This window comes from Tidjanibacter massiliensis (assembly GCF_900104605.1).
Taxonomy (GTDB): Bacteria; Bacteroidota; Bacteroidia; order Bacteroidales; family Rikenellaceae; genus Tidjanibacter; species Tidjanibacter inops.
Map to the genome: position 1 here is coordinate 1,032,212 of NZ_LT629960.1, position 20,675 is coordinate 1,052,886.

11 protein-coding genes and 1 pseudogene are annotated in these 20,675 nt (G+C 55.6%); 8 read left to right on the plus strand and 4 right to left on the minus strand.

The genetic code is table 11. The features are described 5' to 3' along the window. Positions 1 to 5 precede the first annotated feature (5 nt). From BQ5361_RS05520 to BQ5361_RS05540, 5 genes are all read left to right on the plus strand, one after another. Complete coding sequence (locus BQ5361_RS05520; protein WP_035472525.1) at positions 6 to 4,904, plus strand: translocation/assembly module TamB domain-containing protein; 4,899 nt, start codon at positions 6 to 8, stop codon at positions 4,902 to 4,904. 245 nt (positions 4,905 to 5,149) lie between these two features. Then, positions 5,150 to 5,830 carry a MotA/TolQ/ExbB proton channel family protein gene (locus BQ5361_RS05525; RefSeq protein ID WP_022064337.1) on the plus strand — a complete coding sequence of 227 codons (681 nt, stop codon included), beginning with the start codon at positions 5,150 to 5,152 and terminating at the stop codon, positions 5,828 to 5,830. A 4-nt stretch (positions 5,831 to 5,834) separates the two neighbouring features. Next, on the plus strand, positions 5,835 to 6,227 hold the full coding sequence (locus BQ5361_RS05530; RefSeq protein ID WP_022064338.1) for an ExbD/TolR family protein: 393 nt from the start codon (positions 5,835 to 5,837) through the stop codon (positions 6,225 to 6,227). A 7-nt stretch (positions 6,228 to 6,234) separates the two neighbouring features. Beyond that, complete coding sequence (locus BQ5361_RS05535; protein WP_052131007.1) at positions 6,235 to 6,990, plus strand: TonB family protein; 756 nt, start codon at positions 6,235 to 6,237, stop codon at positions 6,988 to 6,990. A gap of 159 nt (positions 6,991 to 7,149) precedes the next feature. Then, positions 7,150 to 7,590, plus strand: coding sequence for a DUF1573 domain-containing protein (locus tag BQ5361_RS05540; RefSeq protein ID WP_071424970.1), 441 nt, complete (start codon positions 7,150 to 7,152; stop codon positions 7,588 to 7,590). 29 nt (positions 7,591 to 7,619) lie between these two features. Here the strand turns inward: BQ5361_RS05540 and BQ5361_RS05545 are convergent, their stop codons facing one another. The 3 genes from BQ5361_RS05545 to BQ5361_RS05555 all read right to left on the minus strand — a co-directional run bounded on the left by BQ5361_RS05545 (position 7,620) and on the right by BQ5361_RS05555 (position 11,783). Further along, complete coding sequence (locus BQ5361_RS05545; protein ID WP_035472527.1) at positions 7,620 to 9,956, minus strand: carboxypeptidase-like regulatory domain-containing protein; 2,337 nt, start codon at positions 9,954 to 9,956, stop codon at positions 7,620 to 7,622. Positions 9,957 to 10,139: 183 nt separating this feature from the next. After that, on the minus strand, positions 10,140 to 10,841 hold the full coding sequence (locus tag BQ5361_RS05550; protein ID WP_035472529.1) for a peptidase associated/transthyretin-like domain-containing protein: 702 nt from the start codon (positions 10,839 to 10,841) through the stop codon (positions 10,140 to 10,142). A gap of 240 nt (positions 10,842 to 11,081) precedes the next feature. Then, complete coding sequence (locus BQ5361_RS05555) at positions 11,082 to 11,783, minus strand: peptidase associated/transthyretin-like domain-containing protein (protein WP_035472531.1); 702 nt, start codon at positions 11,781 to 11,783, stop codon at positions 11,082 to 11,084. A 418-nt stretch (positions 11,784 to 12,201) separates the two neighbouring features. On the opposite strand from BQ5361_RS05555, the gene BQ5361_RS05560 reads away from it, so the two are divergent. Both BQ5361_RS05560 and BQ5361_RS05565 read left to right on the plus strand, forming a co-directional pair. After that, positions 12,202 to 13,893, plus strand: a complete 1,692-nt coding sequence (locus BQ5361_RS05560) for a SulP family inorganic anion transporter (protein WP_022064343.1) — start codon at positions 12,202 to 12,204, stop codon at positions 13,891 to 13,893. 197 nt (positions 13,894 to 14,090) lie between these two features. Next, complete coding sequence (locus tag BQ5361_RS05565) at positions 14,091 to 15,005, plus strand: EamA family transporter (protein ID WP_022064344.1); 915 nt, start codon at positions 14,091 to 14,093, stop codon at positions 15,003 to 15,005. Between the two features lie 109 nt (positions 15,006 to 15,114). On the opposite strand, the pseudogene BQ5361_RS05570 reads toward BQ5361_RS05565, so the two are convergent. Beyond that, positions 15,115 to 16,499: pseudogene (locus BQ5361_RS05570) on the minus strand (UDP-glucose dehydrogenase family protein). Positions 16,500 to 17,182: 683 nt separating this feature from the next. Between BQ5361_RS05570 and BQ5361_RS05575 the strand changes: the two are divergent. Next, positions 17,183 to 20,665 (plus strand): CHAT domain-containing protein, encoded by a 3,483-nt coding sequence (locus tag BQ5361_RS05575; RefSeq protein ID WP_161940433.1) that lies wholly within the window; start codon positions 17,183 to 17,185, stop codon positions 20,663 to 20,665. Positions 20,666 to 20,675: the final 10 nt, after the last annotated feature.

The following is a 20,675-nucleotide window of genomic DNA, read 5'->3' on the forward strand; positions in this document are numbered from 1 at the left end:
CAGCTATGCGCAAAGGTATAAAAATATTGGGAAAAGTGCTGTCGTGGATAATCGTCGCGATAGTCGGACTGCCGGTTGCAGCCGCCCTGCTGTTGAATGTCGGGACGGTACAGAACTTCGCCGTCCGCAAGGCCACGGAACTCCTTTCGCGCAAACTCGAAACCACCGTCTCCATCGACCGCATCCGTCTGCGCGGATTCAGCCGGCTCGTCGCCGAAGGGCTCTACATCGAGGACTACACGGGCGATACCATGCTCTACGCCAAAAAATTGGGAGCGGCCGTCAGCAAAAGCGCCCTGCTACACAAGAAAATCATTATCGGGGACGTATTTCTGGACGAGGCAAAAATCTATCTCTATACTCCGCGAGACGGGGAACTCAACATCGCGCAGCTCATCTCCCGACTGGGCAGCGACACCACCAAACAGAAGAGCTCCACGAGGCTGGCCTTCCGCGACTTGCGGATTTCCGACTCGCGCTTCATGTTCCGCAACGAAGGGGCCGACACCCTCTCCCAGGGAGTCAATTTCGGAAATATGGTGTTCGACGGACTCGACATCCGGAGCGACGGACTCGATATCGACGGGGGAACCATCACGATGGATATCGTCTCCATGTCGTTCCGCGACATCAGCGGCTTCACGGTCCGCAACCTCTCCACAGACCAGCTCACCGTGGGCGACGGCCTGATAGCCCTGAACGGCACACGCATCGTTACGCCGTGTTCGGACCTCTCCATGCCGGTATTCCGGATGGACGGCGGCAACTGGGAGGCCATGGCCGATATTCTCGACAGCGTCCGCTTCGATGTTCGGCTCGAACATTCGACGCTCTCCACCCGTACGCTCGCCTACTTCGTCCCCTCGCTCGGTACGGACGAAGGACTCCTGCTCCGCAATGCGACAGTGGATTTCGGCGGCACCATCAATGACTTCAAAGTGAAACTCGCCCTGCTGGTCGGCGACCGGGAGGCCGAGATAGGACTCGACGCCGCCCTGGCCAACGTCATGGACATCGGCAATGCCACATTCGACATCGACATCACCCGACTCGTATCGAGCGGCAGCGGAGTGGACAAGATAGCGGGCGCACTCCTGCCCGACTCGCTGCCGCGGCAGACCGCCGAGATGATTGCCCGCGCGGGAAACTTCTCCCTGACAGCCAAGGCCTCCGGCCGGACGACGGCATTCGGAGCGGAACTGTCGCTGCATGCGGATGCGGGTACGGTAACCGTCAGCGGACACGGCGGCATGCACGGAGAGGCGGGAACGGATTTCGATGCACACGTCACGGTAAACGGCGTGGATGCCGGAAGAGTAACGGGGAACGACCTGCTGGGGAAGGTCATCGCGGATATGAAGGCACAGGGACATGCCGGCAAGGAGGGACTCTCGGTGAACGGCAGCCTTTTCGTGCCGATGGCCGAATTCAACGGCTACACCTATAGCCAACTGATGGCCTCGGGCAGCTACGCCGGCAAACAGGCCATGCTGAACGTCATGTCAGGAGACCCGAAACTGCTCTTCACGGTGAACGGTTCGGCCGATTTCCGCAATGCCGTTCCCGCCTACGATGCCGAAATAAACCTGCGCCGCGCCGACCTGCACAGCCTCAACGTCAATCGGAAAGACAGCATCGCCATTCTCAGCGGCCGTGTACGGGCGAACGGCAGCGGTACCAATCTGGATAACATCAACGGCGAGATACTGCTCTCGAACCTCCGCTACACCTCCTCGACGGACGACGTGCAGGCTGATACCATCCTCTTCACCGGCCGCAACAGCGACGAAAGCAAATACCTCGCCATGAGTTCCTCTTTCGCCGACGTGGAATTCAAGAGCGGAATAAGCTATAAAGAAATATTCAACTATCTGAACCACATCCTCTACGACTATCTGCCCGCACTCGATGCGACGGGCGGGACGCAAGCAGCGCACCGCCCCGGCGACCGGATGCTTTCCGGCGGCGCACCGACTGCCGCAGGTCCCCTGTCAGTACGGCCCGCCGCCGGAACATCTGCGCCTCCCCGGATACGCACCGACCGGCAGGGACACACGATACCCGTCACCCTCAAGCGTTCCGACAGCCGGTCGGAACTGCACCTCGACATCAAGGCAGCCAACAACATCGCCGCTATCTTTCTGCCGGGCTTCAGCATCGCCGAAGGCACGAAGGTGGATGCCGAATTCAATCCGATGACCGAACGATTCTCCGTGACGGCCAACAGCGATTACATCGAATACGCCGACTTCTTCGTAACGAAACTCGGCTTCACGGCCGACAACACATCGGACCCCGGAGCAATCGCCCTGCGGTTCACCACCGAAGACCTTTACCTGCCGGGGTTTTCCATGCCGTCCAACGACATCGCCGCCCGTGTGGCAGACGACAGAATAGAGGTCAATGCCAACATCAGCAACAGTACGTCGGACCTGAATGCCGTATTCGACGTACAGTCGCTCCTCTCCCGAACGGAAGAGGACAAGGAACTGCGCATCGGCCTTCTCTTCAAGTCCTCGTCCCATATCATGACGGGCAAACAGCGCTGGAACATCTCCTCGAACCTGATAGAATATACGCCGAAACGGATAACGATAGACGACTTTCTGATAACAAGCGGCGCACAGAAGCTGCATGTGGACGGCACGCTCGCCGACGGCAAGGACGACACGCTGCGGCTGGCGCTCGACGAGTTCAGCATCAGGCCGCTCAACAGCATAGCCGGACTGCCCGAAGGTACCGTACGGGGTTCGCTCGACGGTTCGGCCACGCTCATTTCCGGCATGAAAGACCCGATACTCATCGCCGACATCATGATGGACAGCCTGAGCATGAACGGTTATACGGCACCGAGGCTGCGCCTGAACAGCGCATGGGACTTCGCCACCGAACGGGCGGGCCTGTCGCTCGTCAATACGGCCGACGGCAAAACTCTCGTGCGCGGCTTCTACCGCCCCGACACCAACAGCTACGCCGCTACGGTGGACATCGACGGCATTCCGCTCGCAGCGGCGAACCCGTTCCTGCCCGCCGACGTCATCCGTTCGGTGGAAGGCACCACGGCCCTCTACCTCGAACTCCGCGGAAGCAAGGGCATGCCGAAGATGAACGGCACACTGTCGGTAAGCGACTTCTCGACGACCATCGGCATCACCGACGTCACATACAGTACACCGACGCTCGACATCGACATCGACGGCGGAACCGTGCGCCTGCCCCTCACGACGCTCACCGACGGCGAAGGGAACAAAGCCACGCTCGAAGCACAGGCCGACATCAGCAACACCTCGAACATCGCATACTCCGCACGTCTGATTCCCTCCAACATCATGGCCATCGACACGAAAGCCAGGGCCAACGACCAATTCTACGGCAAGGTCTACATCTCCGGAGCCGTCAATGTGAAGGGCAACCGCAACGGAATCAACGTGGATGTGGCGGTCACCACGCAACCGGGGTCGGCTTTCTATCTGCCGCTGTCCAACAAATCCAACATGTCGGAAGCCGACTGGATTGTATTCGAAAGCCGCCAGCCGGAGAACGCTGCGCCGGAGAACGTGCTGGAGCTGAAAAAACAACTGTACGAACGCTCCATGACGGAACGGACCAAGCGCAAGGAGAAGGTCAACCTGAACCTCAACGTATCGCTGAACGTCAACCCCGGACTGCTGCTCTCCATCATCATCGACCCGGCCACCAACATGACGGTCAATGCACGCGGTACGGCCGCACTCAACGTCCTGCTCAACCCGGGAACCGGCGAACTTTCCATATTCGGCACCTACGAGATAGCGGAAGGGGACTTTCTGTTCAGCATGCAACCGATAATCTCCAACAAGAAGTTCATCCTGCAACAGGGAGGAACCATCCAGTTCAGCGGCGACCCGATGGATGCCATGCTCAACATAGAGGCCGTGTACAGGGTGCGGGCTTCGCTCCAGCAGCTCGCCTCGTCGCTCCAGGGAACCGGCATCAACACCGGGACGCGCGTCCCGGTGGACTGCATCGTGCGCATCAGCGAAAGCCTCCGCAAACCAGACCTCACGTTCGACATCCGCATTCCCTCGGCCGACGCCGACATACAGAACGTGCTGAGCGGCGCCCTCGCCTCCAACGAGGACAGAGCCCTCAATTTCCTGTGGCTCGTGGGATTCGGTTCATTCGCTCCGAACGGCAGTACGGCTTCCGACACCGATGCCACATCGGCCGGAGCGACGCTGGGCCTCAACTTCCTCTCCAACCAATTGAGCAACCTCATCTCCACCAACGACCTGAACATCATGCTGAACTACCGACCGCAGGACCAGACCTCCTCGGAGGAGGTGGATTTCGGCTTCTCCTACAACATCGGAGGCAACGACCGGCTCATCCTTGAAGTGGAAGGCAACTACAACGCCGACAATAACATGCGTAACAATGCCAACATTACGGGAGACGCCTCCCTGACCTGGATAATCACCCCGGCGGGCAACGTATCGCTCAAAGCCTTCACGCGCACCATCAACCGCTACGACGAAAACCAGGGTCTCCAGGAGAACGGCATCGGTATCTATTACAAGGAGGACTTCAATGTCTTTTCCGATATCGTCCGCCAGTCGCGTGCACGCAAGGAGGCCCGCCGTCGCAAACGCGCGGAGAAAGAGGCGGCGAAGGCCGGCAGTGCGGAACAGCCCGCCGCACCGACAACCGGAACCGCCCCCCTCGATGCCGCGCCCAACGACGGGAACAGCCGACCGGCCGAAACGCAGCAACCCGCCAAAAGCCGTATAGAACAGCGGCGGGAGGAGAGCGAGGAGCGGCGACGACGCATGCGCGAGGAGATGCAGCGCCGCCGCGAAGAGGAGGCACGTACGACAGCAGCCGAAGAACTGGCTGCTCCGGCGGAACGGGAATCCGGCCAGTAACGTCTCCGGCGGAACGGCAGTCACCGTCCGACCGTAATACGGCACGGGATACGACAAATCCGCAGCGGTCGAAACATCCGTCCCTACCGAAGGGACGACATCGCCTTCACAGGCTGAAAGCAGGGGTACGGTTCATGAAATTGAAATATGTTTCTTAAATTTGCGGAGCCTTATGCGGTTTCGGACCGTACGGCATACGAAACACAGCAAAAGAAAACCCGATAACAACTTAACAGGCTTACACTATGACGATATTTTTGCAGGCAGCGGGCGCTGCCGTTGCCGAACAGCCCAAAACGATGGGGTTCGGGGAACTGTTCCTTGCCGGAGGCTGGCTGATGTGGGTACTGCTGGTGCTGGGGGCACTGGCCATATACATCTTCGTGGAACGCTTCATCGCCATCCGCAAGGCATCGAAGATAGACCAGAACTTCATCAACAAGATACGCGACTTCATCTACGAAGGGAGAATGGAGGCGGCGGTAGACCTCTGCAAATCGACCGATACCCCCATCGCCAGGATGATAGACAAGGGCATCGAACGCATCGGGCGTCCCATGACCGACGTGCAGAACGCCATCGAGAATGTCGCCAACCTCGAAGTCTCCAAACTCGAAAACGGTCTGCCGGCTCTGGCCACCATCTCGGGAGGCGCCCCGATGATTGGTTTTCTCGGAACGGTGATAGGGCTCGTACAGGCCTTCATGAACATGTCCATGGCGGGAGGCGTAGTGGATATGAGCATCCTCTCCAGCGGCATGTACGTGGCCATGATTACCACCGTGGGCGGCCTTATCGTCGGTATTCCCGCCTACTTCGGCTACAACTACCTTATCGCGCGTATCGAAAAGCTCATCTTCCAGATGGAGGCCAACTCCATCGCTTTCATGGATATCCTCAACCAACCGGTAGATAAGAAGAAATAAGGCCATGGCTATCAGAAGAGGCTCAAAGGTCAATTCGGCGTTCAGCTCGGCCTCGATGACCGACCTGATGTTCCTGCTGCTGGTGTTCATGCTCATAGCCACCACGCTCATCAACCCCAACGCGCTGAAACTGACTCTTCCCACGAGCAACAACCAGATAAAGGAGAAACCCTATACCACGGTCTCCATCACCTCCGACCTGCAATATTACGTAGAGACGGTTCCCGTCCGGTTCGACGACCTGGAGACCATCCTGCGCGGAAAACTCGAAGGTGCGGAACAGCCCACCCTGTCGCTGCACGCGGACAAGAGCGTTCCCATCGACAACGTGGTGAAAGTGATGAACATCGCCAAGGACAACAAGTGGACGCTCATCCTGGCCACGAGTCCCAATTGACAGGCACATGTACTATTACGCTCCCGATAATAACCGGACAGGCAGGCGCGCGGGCCTCATCGCCGCGGCGTGTTACCTCGCCGCATTCCTTGCGGTGAGCCTGCTCGTGTCGTTCCGGACGGAGTACGAACGTCCCGCCGAAGGCATCCTCATCGACTTCGGCGACGACAGCGACGGGAGCGGTACACAGAACGTGGCACTGTCCGAAACCGAAGAGGCGGCCAGCCGGCCGGATACCTCGCAGGAAGAGTACCTTACGCAGGAGACGGAACCGGCACCGGTCATTACGACGGGCAGCCAGCGCCAGCAGCAGACGGAGCATACCCCTGCCGAACAGGAACGGCAGGTGAACCGCCGCGCCCTTTTCCCGGGTAGGAGCACCTCCTCGAATGCCTCTTCGCAAGGCTCCGGCGCACAGACGGCCGGAAACCGCGGGCACGAATCGGGCGGTGACGGCAGCAGTACCGGTACGGGAACGGGAAACGAAGGCATCTCCTTCGACCTGAAAGGGCGCCGGGCGATAGGCAGCCTGCCGAAACCGGCCTACGAATCCAACGACGCACAGGGTATCGTCATCATCGAAATCACCGTGGACGCACAGGGGCACGTACAGAACACGGCCTTCCATCCGCAGGGCTCCACGACCCAAGATGCCAGACTGCTCGATGCGGCTCTGCAAGCGGCACGACAGGCACGGTTCTCGCCGAGCGAAGCCAACGCGGTACAAACGGGTACGATAACCTACGTCTTCCGCCTCCAATAAGAAAGGTCCCGAGAAGACGGTCCTCCGTCCTTGTACGGGTTCCCGGCCTACGCTGCCCGCAAGACAAGAAATATCACATCCCGGACGAACGGGTCTGCGCCCGTTTCCTTCTCAGGAAACCGCAGCGCTCCGGATGCCCGGTCAAAACAGCAAACGGAGATGTACGCAATCCTCACGGCCGCAGTTGCGGCACTGATGCTCGGCACAACCGGCGGCATGAACGCAGCTACGGCGGTGCCTGCCGCCGTGCACGCATCCGGCACGGAACAGAAACAGGAGCCGGCGCCCGAACTCTCTTTCGACCGCATGGAGCACGATTTCGGAACGCTCCGTTTCAAAGGCGAGCCGCAAACCGCGGTTTTCGTCTTTACGAACACCGGTTCGGCCCCGCTCGTCATCACCCGCACCGAACAGAGCTGCACCTGCCTCTCTGTAAAGTATCCGCGCAAACCCCTCATGCCGGGCGAGTCGGGCACTTTTGAAATAACCTACAACCCGAAAAACGAAACGGGGCCCTTCAACAACAACGTGAAGATATACTCCAATACGGGAAACAGCCGACCGGTAGCGGTATTCGTCCGCGGCGAAGTGGTGAAATAAAAAGACCGACAGGTTGAAACGACCGAAACCTATAATCCGGAATCCTCGTCCCTGTTGCTGATATGCCTTTCGGCTTCGTTATAGACCCGGCCCCGGCCGAAGTTATAACTCACCCCCAGCATCACCCGATTGTACGAATCCCTCTGACTGCCCGTGCTTTTGCGCCAAACGGCGCTTCCGCCTATGGTATGCGACCGGGACTCCGGACGAATCAGGAAATTGGCGCAGGATAGGGAGAAGGCGAAATTCCGATACTTGTAGATTATTCCGATTCCGGAACCCAGGTCGCTGTACACTATCATCGGCGGTACCATGTTTCCGGTAACGATGTTGCCCTGATAAAATGCCGAAAGGTTCTTCCAGGCGAATTGTATATAGTAGCTTAAAGGAATTCGCAGATAACCTACCCTTCCCAAGACACCGGAGTTCAGACTCGTGTAATAAACGCCGCCCTGCAGTTTAATCGTCAGGATGTCGTTTTCAAACGGGGTGAGCTGCAAAGCGTAATTGATTCCGCAGGTCTCGCTGGACCTGTCATTGACCGGCATGTACTCATACCGGGCCCCATCCTGCCGATAGTAATAATTAATGGGGTTCTTCGCATATCCGTAGAGGCAGGTGACGTTGATATTCAGCCACTTGTTGGTATATCCCGTACCGATGAATGCCGAGTTCCGGAATCCGTTCTTCAGGGACGGATTGCCGCGTGAAACGATATTTTGGGTTATCATGGCAATCCGGTCGTCGAGCATGCCGAGGCTCGGCGAAGTATTGGCCTGGCTGAATCCCGCCTTGACGATGAAGGAAGACGATATCTGATAGCCGGCGATGACATTCGGAGCGAAGACCCACTGCCACGAATCGTTGCCGGCCGTTACGGTACGGCTGGCGATAACCCCCAAAGAGAAACGGTACGAGAACCTGGTCTTTATCTTGCCCGACACTTCGGCCGCAAGGTAGTTGTTCATCCGTGTCGTCCGCTCCTGCCGGTCGCCCGACAGCCAGCTGGCCGTATGCGCGATGTTGGACTCGTACGAAAAGCGTTCGCCTACCGAAAACGCGACCTTCTCGAAATTCTTGATGTAAAGCGCCTGTCCGATGGCCGAGTATTTCCGGCCGTCGACAGTCAGGAAATCCTCGAATACGGGACGGTCGTCCGCCGAATCGTACTCGCTCGAACGGGTATCCAGCCCCGAATCGAAATAGTTTCCCGTGATAGCCATGATGAGCTCCTGCTTCCGGCCCAACTGTCTCCAGAAATAGAGGTCGAGCGTCGGATTGAATATTTTGGATTCCGTCCTGTAATTGCCGTACCGCTGCATCCCGGTCGCACCCTCCAAAAACTCTATCTGCGAATCGTAATGGTTTTCATTGTTCCGCAGACTGGGATAGAAGGTCGCCTGAAAGACGTACTTGTCCTGAAGCTGGTTGGTGTATTTGAGATTGAAATCGTTATAGAAACTCCTGTAACCGCCCGAAGTATGGAGATATTGGGCATAATCCGTCCCGTTCAGCGCATACCGGTACTCATCGTCCACAAACTGTGCGTCCGACTTGTGCCAGCTCGCATAATAGCGGAAGGTCAACTGGCTGCGGCCGCGGTTGTAACGCAGGTAAAAACTGTCGTTGAGCCATCGGACCGGAACGGCATGTTTCAAATCGATGCCTCCGTAGAAGCCGTCCCGGACCTCTTTGGTAACGATGTTCAGCACCGCATTCCCGCCGCCGTACCGTATGGGCGGCAGGTCGTAATACTCTATCTGACCGACCTCCTCCGGACTAATCGTCTTCAGCTCCTGTGCCGACGCCGCGATGCCGTTTACGAGAATCGTGACTTCCCCGTCGCTCGACGAGACGGTCTCGTTGATACGGTCGAGCGTAACCTGCGGCACCTTGTTGGTCAGGTCGAGGCCCGTGACGGCCGTCCTGCGGTCGGCATTGGTCACCCGGTAAACAGTACGGTCGAGATAGTGGGCCACATTCGTCCCCACGACCACCACATCGTCTATCGCCGTCGCCTCCTCTTCGAGGAGATAATCCTTGCGCATCTCATACGTATTGCCCAAAGACGACCTTCTGATATGCACGGTATCGTTCAGTGTGCGAAACCCCAGAGACTGTATCGTGAGCAGGTATTTGCCCTCGCGATGTTTCCCGAAAGCGTAATTCCCCTGCATGTCCGTTACCGCCGTTTCGACCAGCCGCGTGGTGTCCCTCATCCCCCGCAGGCTGACGGCAGCGAAAGCGACCGGTTCCTCCTCCCGGGTCGTGACCTTCCCTTTCAATACAATCTGGGCGTCCACTGCGGCGATATCCGCCGCAATTACGAACAGGACGAACAATATACAGAACTTCGATTTTTTCATGGAGTCCAAATCAATTTTACCTGCCTCTTTTCCGGTACGTGTTCGACAAGCCGTGCGGGACGCCGGCAACAGCCTGCGAAAGAGAAAATGCCCGATACATCAAGCTGTCTCTTCCGTTTCACATACCGTAGTCTTTCCGAAGAACTAACCGCATCCTGCGCTCCCCGACCACGGACGGAATCTCTAAATATCCCAGGAAGGATTCTCCATCAACGGTTCCGTAATAGCCAACGCATCATTGCCTGCAATATTTATCCTGAAATCGAGAACGCCGGCATAATACGGCGAATCCGTATCGCTCAGGTCGTAATAGTCTATGCTGACAATATCCTTAGCGGTGGCAAGCTCGCACAGCTTCTCATACTCGGCACTGTACATGATATATCCATTGAACAGGATACGCACATCCGCTCCGTTTTCATCGGTAAAGAAACCGTCCTCGTAGACGATACCGGGAATATGTCCATACACATCCTCTATGGTGACGGCATCGGGGGCAATCTCTGCCGGAACGTACATGGCCACCGGCATCAACATCCCCGCGTCCGGCGTGCGTTCCAGCGCGATATTATAGGTGCGGTTCAACCGAACAGTCGCATCATATCGGGGCTTTATCTTTTTCGTCACCGTTTCGCAGCCCGGTGCAGTAACCTTCAGGAGATAGACCCGGTCCATCTCGACATTGCCGAAGTCGTACCAACCATTGACAGAGGTGAACGCCGCATACTCCGATTCTCCCGTCTGCGGATCCAGCAGCCAGACCGAAGCAAATGGCATGGCTTGCATCGTACCGCGGATAAACACATGCCCCGTTACCCACTGCTCGCGCGCCCCGGCAAACACGGCGCCGCCTAAAAACAAGAAAAACAAGATGAGTTTTTTCATAGCTTTACAAAATTCTTTTGAAGATATCTATGTTGAAAATGAATGGTCACGTGCTCTTCCAGCAGCAGTTCACGAAGAATCCTACTGAATGAATCGCTTGCAACTTCATTGAATAAATCGGCATACATATATTCTTTCAGAAAGGCCAATTGCATAAGCTTGACAAAATTACGGCGGTTCGCTCTATTCCTCCTATCTGAAAAACGGATGGCGTCTTGGGCTCCGACCACGGACGGAGAACTAAATATCCCAGAAAGTACTTTCAATTGGGAGCTCCGTATTTTCAGGTCCGTCGCTGATCACGATGTTCACTCTGAAATCGAGAACGCCGGCATAATACGGCGAATCCGTATCGCTCAGGTCGTAATAGTCTATGCTGACAATATCCTTAGCGGTCACAAGCTCGCACAGCTCCTCATATGAACTGCTGTACATGACATATCCATTGAATAGGATACGTACATTCGCTCCGTTTGCGTCGGTAAAGAAACCGTCCTCATAAATGACTCCGGGAATATGTCCATACACATCCTCTATGGTAACGGCATCGGGGGCAATCTCTGCCGGAACGTACATGGTCGCCGGCATCAACATCCCCGCGTCCGGCGTGCGCTCCAGCGCGATATTGTAGGTGATGTTCGGTTGAACATTCGCATCATATCGGGGTTTTATCTTTTTCGTCACCGTTTCGCAGCCCGGCGCAGTAACCTTCAAAAGATAGGCCCGGTCCATCTCGACATTGCCGAAGTCGTACCAACCGTCTACGGAGGTAAACGCCGCATATTCAGGCTCTCCCGTCTGCGGGTCCAGCAACCAGACCGAAGCGAATGGCATGGCTTGCATCGTACCGCAGATAAACACATGCCCCGTTACCCACTGCTCGCGCGCCCCGGCAAACACGGCGCCGCCTAAAAACAAGAAAAGCAACAAGAGTTTTCGCATAATCCCATCAATCTTTTTCGAGGTATCGCACTTGAAAGATAATAATAAAATATTAATTCATTCGCTTAATCGTCAAAATATTACCCTTCCGTTCCGTCACCCCGGCCGGCAACAAGGCACTCCCGATACCCGGTACATCGACAAACAGCATCCGATGAAGAGGGCCGCCCGTCCGGTCATCTCATTCACTCCACGGGCATTTACCACTCTCCAATCGCAACACGCCCATAAACCGGAGGAACACCCGACAGACGCAGAAAGGGTCCATTGAATACATCTAACCATATCCGTTCAACCGAATCGCTCCTGCGACCGCAGGCCGGGATACTGCCCGACAGCCGCTTTCGGTTTTCATCGAATATATTTTGTTATATTTGCGCCGCCTTAACAAAACTAACCCTGACAAACATCCGTTATCGTGAAACACACCATCGATTTCCAACCCAAACTTTTCACGGCGCTGAAAAACTACGACCGCCGGAAATTCACCGCCGACCTGATGGCCGGCATCATCGTCGGCATCGTCGCCCTCCCCCTCGCCATCGCATTCGGCATAGCCAGCGGCGTTTCGCCCGAAAAGGGACTCATCACCGCCATCATCGGCGGCTTCATCGTCTCGTTCCTCGGCGGCAGCAACGTCCAGATAGGCGGCCCCACGGGAGCCTTCATCGTCATCGTCGCCGGCATCATCAGCCAGTACGGCATCGAAGGACTCGCCATCGCCACCGTCATGGCCGGCATCATCCTTGTCCTGCTCGGACTCTTCAAACTCGGCGTCGTCATCAAATTCATCCCCTATCCCATCATCGTGGGCTTCACGGCTGGTATTGCCCTGACGATATTCTCCACCCAGATAAAAGACCTCTTCGGTCTACGTATCGACGGAGCCGTCCCGGAAGACTTCATCGGCAAATGGGCGGTCTACTTCCAGCACTTCGACACCACCAACCTCTGGGCCCTCGGCATCGGCCTGGTGAGCATCCTCATCATTCTGCTGACGCCCAAGGTATCGCGCAAGATACCGGGGTCGCTCGCGGCCATCATCCTCGTTACCGTCGCCTCCTACCTGCTCAAAAGGTACTGCGGCATCGATACGATAGAGACCATCGGCGACCGTTACAGCATCAACCCCGCCATACCGGCCCCCGCCGGGTTCTCCTTCAATCTGGAGACCATCCGCGGCCTGCTGCCACCGGCCTTCACCATCGCCATGCTCGGCGCCATCGAATCGCTGCTTTCGGCCACGGTGGCCGACGGCGTCACGGGCGACCGCCACAATTCCAATACGGAACTCATCGCACAGGGCGCCGCCAACATCGTCGTACCGTTCTTCGGCGGTATCCCCGTGACGGGCGCCATCGCCCGCACGATGACCAACATCAACAACGGCGGCCGTACCCCGGTGGCCGGTATCATTCACGCCGTCGTCCTGCTGCTCATCCTGCTCTTCCTCTCGCCGCTCACCCGCCACATCCCGATGGCCTGTCTGGCAGGCGTACTCGTCATCGTCTCCTACAACATGAGCGAATGGCGCACCATCCGCGGCATGATGAAAAATCCCAAAGCGGACATCGCGGTACTCTTCACCACCCTGCTGCTCACGGTCGTCTTCGACCTGACCATCGCCATAGCCGCCGGTCTGCTGATGGCCGTCGTCCTGTTCATGCGGCGCATCATGGAGAGCACCAACATCTCGGTCATCCACGACCAGATAGACATGACGGCCGATGCCGAGAGCAACCACCGCGACGACAAGGTGGAGGTCGCCGAAGGCGTCGAAGTCTACGAGATAGACGGCCCCTTCTTCTTCGGTATCGCCAGCAAGTTCGACGACGTGATGCACACCATGGGCGAGAAGTCGAAAGTCCGCATCATCCGCATGCGCAAAGTTCCCTTCATCGACTCTACCGGACTGCATAACCTCTCCAACCTCATCCGGGCCTCCCGAAAAGAGGGCATCGAGGTCATCCTCTCCGGCGTGAACCCGTCGGTCAGAGAGACGCTTCTCAAAGCGGGCATCGACCGGCTCGTCGGCGAAGAAAACATCTGCGCGAACATCCACATCGCGGCCGAAAGGGCCAACCGCCTCGTAGCCGGAAAGACAGCATAAACGCGGCAGCCATACACGAGGAGGAGGAACGGGAGCTCATGCCGTTCCTCCTCTTATTTTTACTCCGGACACGCCGCCCGCACACGGACAAAGTCCGGAAAGGCGGAGCGTTTACCGAACTTTTCGCACTATCTTTGTCGGGCAGGAGGGCCGGCATCCCGGTTCTCCTGTCCAAGACGGAAACAACGATACAGACCATGCAATACCTGCTCCTCGCCATAGCGGCCATGTCGCTCATCATGCTGGCGCTGAAATTCTTCAACGTCAAAAAGATTTATATTCCGCAGGCCATCATGACGAATTACGCCTTCGCCCTCGTCATCGCCCTTCTCTCCGGCGGACGGTATCTCGCGGCAGCGGACGCGGGCGGTTTCGGCGGAAACGGCTGGTGGTACCTGGCCCTGATAACAGGAGCGCTCTACTTCGGCTCGATGGACCTCATGGCCGCCTCTACCCGACGGGTAGGCGTATCCATCACCACCATGGCCTCACGCACATCGGTGATACTGCCGATTGTCTGGGCCGCCCTTTTCCTCGGCGAACGCATCACAGGCTGGGAACTTCTCGGCACGGCCCTCGTAATGCTCGCCTTCGTATTCATCATCTACCGTCCGCACGACAAGGGGACGGATACGGCAACGGGCAGAAACGAACGGCTCAAGACCGTTCTACTGCCGGTCGGCGTATTCCTCTCCGTGGGCTTCATTGCGGTATGCATGAAAACATCTCAACACCTCATCAAGACCGAAGGGTGCTACGAAACGGATTATCCCGTATTCGAAATCATGCTCTTCTCCGCCGCCTTTTTAGGGGCCGTCGCCTACTATGCCGCGAAAGAGGGACGCGAGGCATTCCGATTCCGCTGGAAAAGCATAGCCGGCGGTCTCTGCCTGGGTACCTTCAACTATTTCGTGACATTCGGTCTGATGCACGGACTCAAATATTTCTCATCCAGCACATTCTACGGAATCTACAACATCAGCGTAGTCCTGCTGACCACGCTCGTCGGCATCGCGGCTTTCGGTGAGAAACTCGACGGACGGAAAACCGTCGGCATGCTCTTCGCCGTCGCCTCTATCTTCGTACTCGGTTTTCTCGGCGGCAGCCTGTAATACGCCGAATCCGGGTCATCCCTTCGGCCCTCGAAGCCGTTCCCTACAAAGAACGGCGGGCAGCACTCACATGCCGCCCGCCGTACCAATGCACGAAGGCCGCCGCCCGTCATCTGCGTCCGATGGAACAGTATGCAAATCCCTTGGCAGCAAGCTCTTCGCCGTTGTATATATTACGCCCGTCGAATACCACGGGCGTCCTCATGGCTTTCCGCACGGCACACCAGTCGGGCATGCGAAACTCCTGCCACTCGGTAACCAGCATCAGGGCATCGGCCCCCTCCGCCGCTTCGTACTTATCCCGGCAATAGCGGACACCGTCACCGAGAATGCGGCGTGCCTCCTCCGATGCAACCGGGTCGTAGGCACAAACCTCGCATCCGGCACGAAGCAGGTGTTCAATGATGACCACCGAAGGCGCTTCGCGCATGTCGTCGGTCTCCGGTTTGAACGAAAGGCCCCATACGGCCACCCGCCGACCGGCGATGTCGCCGCGGAAGTAATCCCTGAACTTCTCGAAGAGCAACCGTTTCTGCGCCCCGTTAACCTCTTCGACCGCCCGCAGCACCTTCATGTCGTACCCGTTGCTGCGCGCCGTATTCACCAGCGCCTTCACATCCTTCGGGAAACAGCTTCCGCCGTAACCGATGCCCGGGTAGAGGAACTTCGGCCCGATACGCGGGTCGGCTCCCATCCCCTGACGCACCATATCGACATCCGCACCGAGCCTCTCGCACAGATTGGCGATGTCGTTCATGAAGGAGATACGCGTGGCAAGCATGGCATTCGAAGCGTATTTTATCATTTCGGCCGAAGGAATATCGGTGAAAAGCAGCAAACGCCCGTTCTCGATAAACGGCTTGTACAACCGCTCCATAATCGTGCGGGCCCGGCCGCTGTCGACGCCGACCACCACCCGGTCGGGTTCCATGAAGTCCTTGATGGCCGCCCCCTCCTTGAGGAATTCGGGATTGGAAGCGACGTCGAACTCCACATTCATCCCCCGTTGGTCAAGCTCTCTGCGGATGGCCGCCCGCACCAGTTCGCCCGTTCCGACCGGAACGGTACTTTTGGTTACGAAAAGCGTATATCCGCCGATATGACGCCCGACCGTGCGGGCCACTTCGAGCACGTACTGCAAATCCGCACTGCCGTCTTCGCCGGGAGGGGTACCCACCGCACACACGATGACGTCGTAATCGTCTATCCCTGTCTCTTATACACACTTACCCACTGCTCGCGCGCCCCGGCAAACACGGCGCCGCCTAAATCTATCCCCTGCGAAAGGTCGGTTCCGAAACGGAGCCGCCCCGCCTGTACGTTGCGCAACACCATCTCCTCCAGGCCCGGTTCGTATATCGGAATCACCCCGCGGCGCAGTTCCTCTATCTTCCGTTCGTTGATGTCGATGCAGGTGACGTTCACCCCCATGTCGGCGAAACAGGTTCCCGACACGAGCCCGACATACCCGGTTCCCACTATGGCTAAATTCATGTCTGTTCTGTATTTTCAGTTAATCTGCTTGCACACAAAAAGAAAAGGACCCGTCCCGAAAGGGGTGTCCCCCAGAGGCCTACTCCGACATCAATAAAAAAGCCTACATTAAAATATTTATACCTAAACAATTAAATACATTAAAGCAGGAGAATGTCGAACAAAATGCTGTTTCAGCAATTTTTTATTGTGGCTTGTAATCAGTCCAAATCCTTCCATATCATGTTTCGCGAACAAAGATACACATTTCCCGAACGGCGTCACATTTTCGTCGGATATTTTCACCGCACGCTCCCGACACTCTTGCACCACGACACAATACCCCGTATAAAGATAATAAAATTGAGTCACAATATTAATTTTTTTTGGAATACTATGGAACTCTGTATTTACTTTGAAATTAAATAACAGCAACAGACCTTCATGTTGCAAAAAAATATTTGTATTAACAGTTTAACAAACAGGAAGTGCAAAACCTTCATGTCAAGCGAACTTAGGAACTTCAATCCAAACAGAGTACAGGCCGACATCTTGCCGTGTCGTACCTCTCGGGGTATAACCAGGTGTAGGCTGTCGCTTATTTTATCTCTGAGTGTTAGGCCTGTTTGACTGAAATAAGCTATCGGCAACACGCTTTCCGTTTGTAGACTAACCCCCAGAACATTATGAAACTGCTGCGCGCAATGTTCGTTATCGCATTCTCGCTGTCGGTCGTCGCTACTGCCTCGGCACGACATGCCGACGGTGATACCCAACCGTGTCCGACATGCGAAAAAATCTACGATTATCTCTATCGCATAAGTGTGGAGCCGAATACGGCCGCGCAGATGGATTTGCCGAATTTCGTCTCGCAGCTCGACCGGACGCATCTGCTCGATTTCGCCACAGGAATATCTTTCAAACTAACCGACTGTATAGACAATATATCGCCGAAGGTGATTCGCGACCACTATCTGCCGTGCATGGCCGTCACGGTGAAGCGAATGGCCGAGGAGGAGATATTCAAGCAAATGGCCATGGGGCGCGATTTGTTGGTGAATCGATATCTGTCGCAGTATCTGCCCGATGAATCCGTCGGCAGCATGCTTTATAATTTCTGCCAGTTGGCGTACCATATGGGTAATTACATTTTATATAAGGAAGAGGCTACCGTAGCCGGGTTTAAAAATTACGGTTATAATAATCTGCATTATATCGAATATACGCTGTATGGCGACGATACCTATATGCAGGATATCGACCCTTGGCCGGAGGAATTGTTTGTGAGGCTGTATAATCGTTTTCGTGTTTATTATCAGGGCGACTATACTGAAAGGCCCGAATTCATAATATGCAATGCGGTAGCAAACGCCTATAATGCCGAACAATACGAACTCATAGCGGACTGTACTCGTGAGCTTACGAAATTAATGTTGTATATACTGCCGCCTTATATGCAAGAGTGGCTTGGAAATATATTAAATCAGGCCGCAGGTCGAGTGAACCGAGAACGCGAACGGTTCGACATCTATAAAGAAGAATGTACGGATAGATTCGGAACGACGGAGGCGTTCGACCTCATGTATGCTTCTGTGATGACAAGATACAACAGCATCGATTTACAGTATATAACTGATTTCTTGGCGTATTGCAAAGAATTGCGGGAAGCAGGATATATGTTTGCCGGCCATTTGCCGGGATTGTGTCCTGAGGACTCTGTCAATGAAGATAATTACGATACGTACGTGCAATACTGTATCGAATGTGCAAAGATGCTTCGCGATGTTTGGACAGCCATATCATTGACAATATGGACGCCAGACTCTATTTCGCAATTCAAATCCATGCTCGAAAATTTCGGATGCGAAAACGAAGAGGTATTCGTGATGGTATCTCTTAATCTTGCCAACATGATATTCTTCTATGGCGATACCGCCTTGGCTCTCGATATAATAGAACCGGCATTGGCCTATTATGATAATATTTACAAGAGCATTGTTCCGTATCCTCTCGCGGATATTGCAATCATATACACTCTGTTGGGAAATCATGTCCAAGCCCGTAAAATACTCGATAATTACGTTTTGCCATATATCGAGACTTGCGAGTATAACGACGAGTCATTTTTATCTCCCGATCTGATATGTACGGCACAATGCGCAGCAGTACTCGCCGAGTGTGAGCAAAAGGAGCTGGCTACCGCTTTGGCGGATAAGGCTTTTTCGATGGTTAATCGATTGCAGAACGATGAAGATAAAGCTATTGTATCGGGTTTGATATGCGATGTATATTATGTACAGGAGCATTATGAGAAATCGTTAGAGGTATTGAATCTCGCCATACAATGCAATCCGTCGGATGACTTTAAAATATTATCCAATCTTAGGGTAGCCGAAACACATTTTAGAACACAGGATTGGAGGCCTGCCATCGAAATATATAAGACCTACGCCGAGCGATGTTCGGAGTTTTGCGACCCCACATTTTTCTTAGAAATGATGTCTTGCGCCGCACATGCCGGTGACACGGAGTGTATGCGCGATACGGCCGAGAAATATACGGAAGGGATAAAAGCCGAGATAGATGACAAACTCTACAATCTGTCGTCGGAGGAGCGCGAGAGTTTTTACGGCAGAATAGCGGACAGCAACTTTTTTATGGAGATATGCGAGGCCGCCCGCGGCAACGAGGAGCAGAACGCCATACTGGCCTCCTGCGTATACGATTACAGCCTTATGATGAAGGGGCTGCTGCTGAGTGCCGACAACCGCGTAGACAGGCTGCTTACCGAGCACCCCGATTCTATCGTGCGCGTGCGCTATGCCCAGATGAAGAATCTGGCGGCACGGCTTGATAACATGACTATGCGCGGCAGCGACCCCTCGCATGTGGCGACTATGCGCGAAGCCTTGAAAACCGCGCAGCGCGACATCATCATGGCTGTACGCCGCATGGGCATCGAAACCGATTTTGCCGGCGGACATACGGTCGGCTGGCGCGAGGTGCAGAGCAGGTTGAACGAGCACGATGCGGCCGTAGAGTTCATGCGGCTGACCGGCGGAGAGGACAAGAAAGCCGATCCATTGTATGTCGCCGTCATGCTGCGCAGTGGCTGGGAATCGCCGCGAATCGTGGAGCTGTGCCGCGAATCGGTGCTGCGCGACTACGTCAAGAATGACCAGCTCAAAAACAGGCGGCTGTACAATACGCCGGAGGCATGGCAGCTATGGCCGCTGATATGGCAGCCCTTGCAGGAGTATCTATCGGAGGGCGAGACCGTATATTTCTCGGTGGACGGTGTAATGAACATGTTGAATATCGGTGCCTTCAGACCGCAAGGCGAAGACCGGCGCACAGCCGACGAGCGATATACGCTGCGGAGATTGTCATCGACGCGCGAGTTGTGTATCGGACGAGAAGCACACGAGATGAAACGAGCTGTGATATACGGCGGACTGAATTACGACATGGGGACCGATGCCATGGCCCGAGCGACGAGCGAATATCGCGATACCGATCTGGCGGCCTCGCGTACCGTGTCGCGCGGATCATTATCATTGGCAGAGGGAATGCTGCCCGATGAAAATATTTACAGCGAGACATACCATGAAGCCGTAAATATTGCCGAAATGCTGAGGTCCTGCGGTGTAGAGCCCGATTTGAAGACAGACGATTCGGGTGTGGAGGAGTCGTTCAAGGCACTCTCCGGCCGGCAATTCGAGCTACTTCACATAGCCACCCACGGATTCTATATGCCCGGACACACCGAGTATCAGACATCGGAAGAGCTGTTATCGCCGATGATGCGCTCGGGATTGAGGCTATCGCGCAAGAAAACACTCTCGGCCGACGACCGCGAGGACGGCCTGCTGCTGGCACGCGAAATAGCCGACATGGATCTCTCGGCGGTCGATCTGGTCGTACTGTCGGCCTGCCAGACTGCTCTGGGCGACCTCTCGGGCAACGAGATTTTCGGTCTGCAACGAGGGTTCAAGCAGGCCGGCGTCGGAACTATTGTCATGACTCTATGGCAGATAGACAGTCAGATGGCTCAATATATGATGACGGAGTTCTACAACAACCTGACCGTCGGCATGGAACGGCACGAAGCGTTCCGAGATGCACAGGCCAAAACCAAAAATGCATATCCCGACAAGGATTGGGCGGCATTCATCATGTTGGATTAATCCTTTTTGT

Bases quoted from the DNA above. Each gene is read 5' to 3' on its own strand.
- BQ5361_RS05550 (WP_035472529.1), bottom strand. From the start codon at position 10,841: ATGAAAAAACTCATCTTGTTTTTCTTGTTTTTAGGCGGCGCCGTGTTT.
- BQ5361_RS05540 (WP_071424970.1), top strand. From the start codon at position 7,150: ATGTACGCAATCCTCACGGCCGCAGTTGCGGCACTGATGCTCGGCACA.
- BQ5361_RS05520 (WP_035472525.1), top strand. From the start codon at position 6: ATGCGCAAAGGTATAAAAATATTGGGAAAAGTGCTGTCGTGGATAATC.
- BQ5361_RS05565 (WP_022064344.1), top strand. From the start codon at position 14,091: ATGCAATACCTGCTCCTCGCCATAGCGGCCATGTCGCTCATCATGCTG.
- BQ5361_RS05530 (WP_022064338.1), top strand. From the start codon at position 5,835: ATGGCTATCAGAAGAGGCTCAAAGGTCAATTCGGCGTTCAGCTCGGCC.
- BQ5361_RS05545 (WP_035472527.1), bottom strand. From the start codon at position 9,956: ATGAAAAAATCGAAGTTCTGTATATTGTTCGTCCTGTTCGTAATTGCG.
- BQ5361_RS05555 (WP_035472531.1), bottom strand. From the start codon at position 11,783: ATGCGAAAACTCTTGTTGCTTTTCTTGTTTTTAGGCGGCGCCGTGTTT.
- BQ5361_RS05575 (WP_161940433.1), top strand. From the start codon at position 17,183: ATGTTCGTTATCGCATTCTCGCTGTCGGTCGTCGCTACTGCCTCGGCA.
- BQ5361_RS05535 (WP_052131007.1), top strand. From the start codon at position 6,235: ATGTACTATTACGCTCCCGATAATAACCGGACAGGCAGGCGCGCGGGC.
- BQ5361_RS05525 (WP_022064337.1), top strand. From the start codon at position 5,150: ATGACGATATTTTTGCAGGCAGCGGGCGCTGCCGTTGCCGAACAGCCC.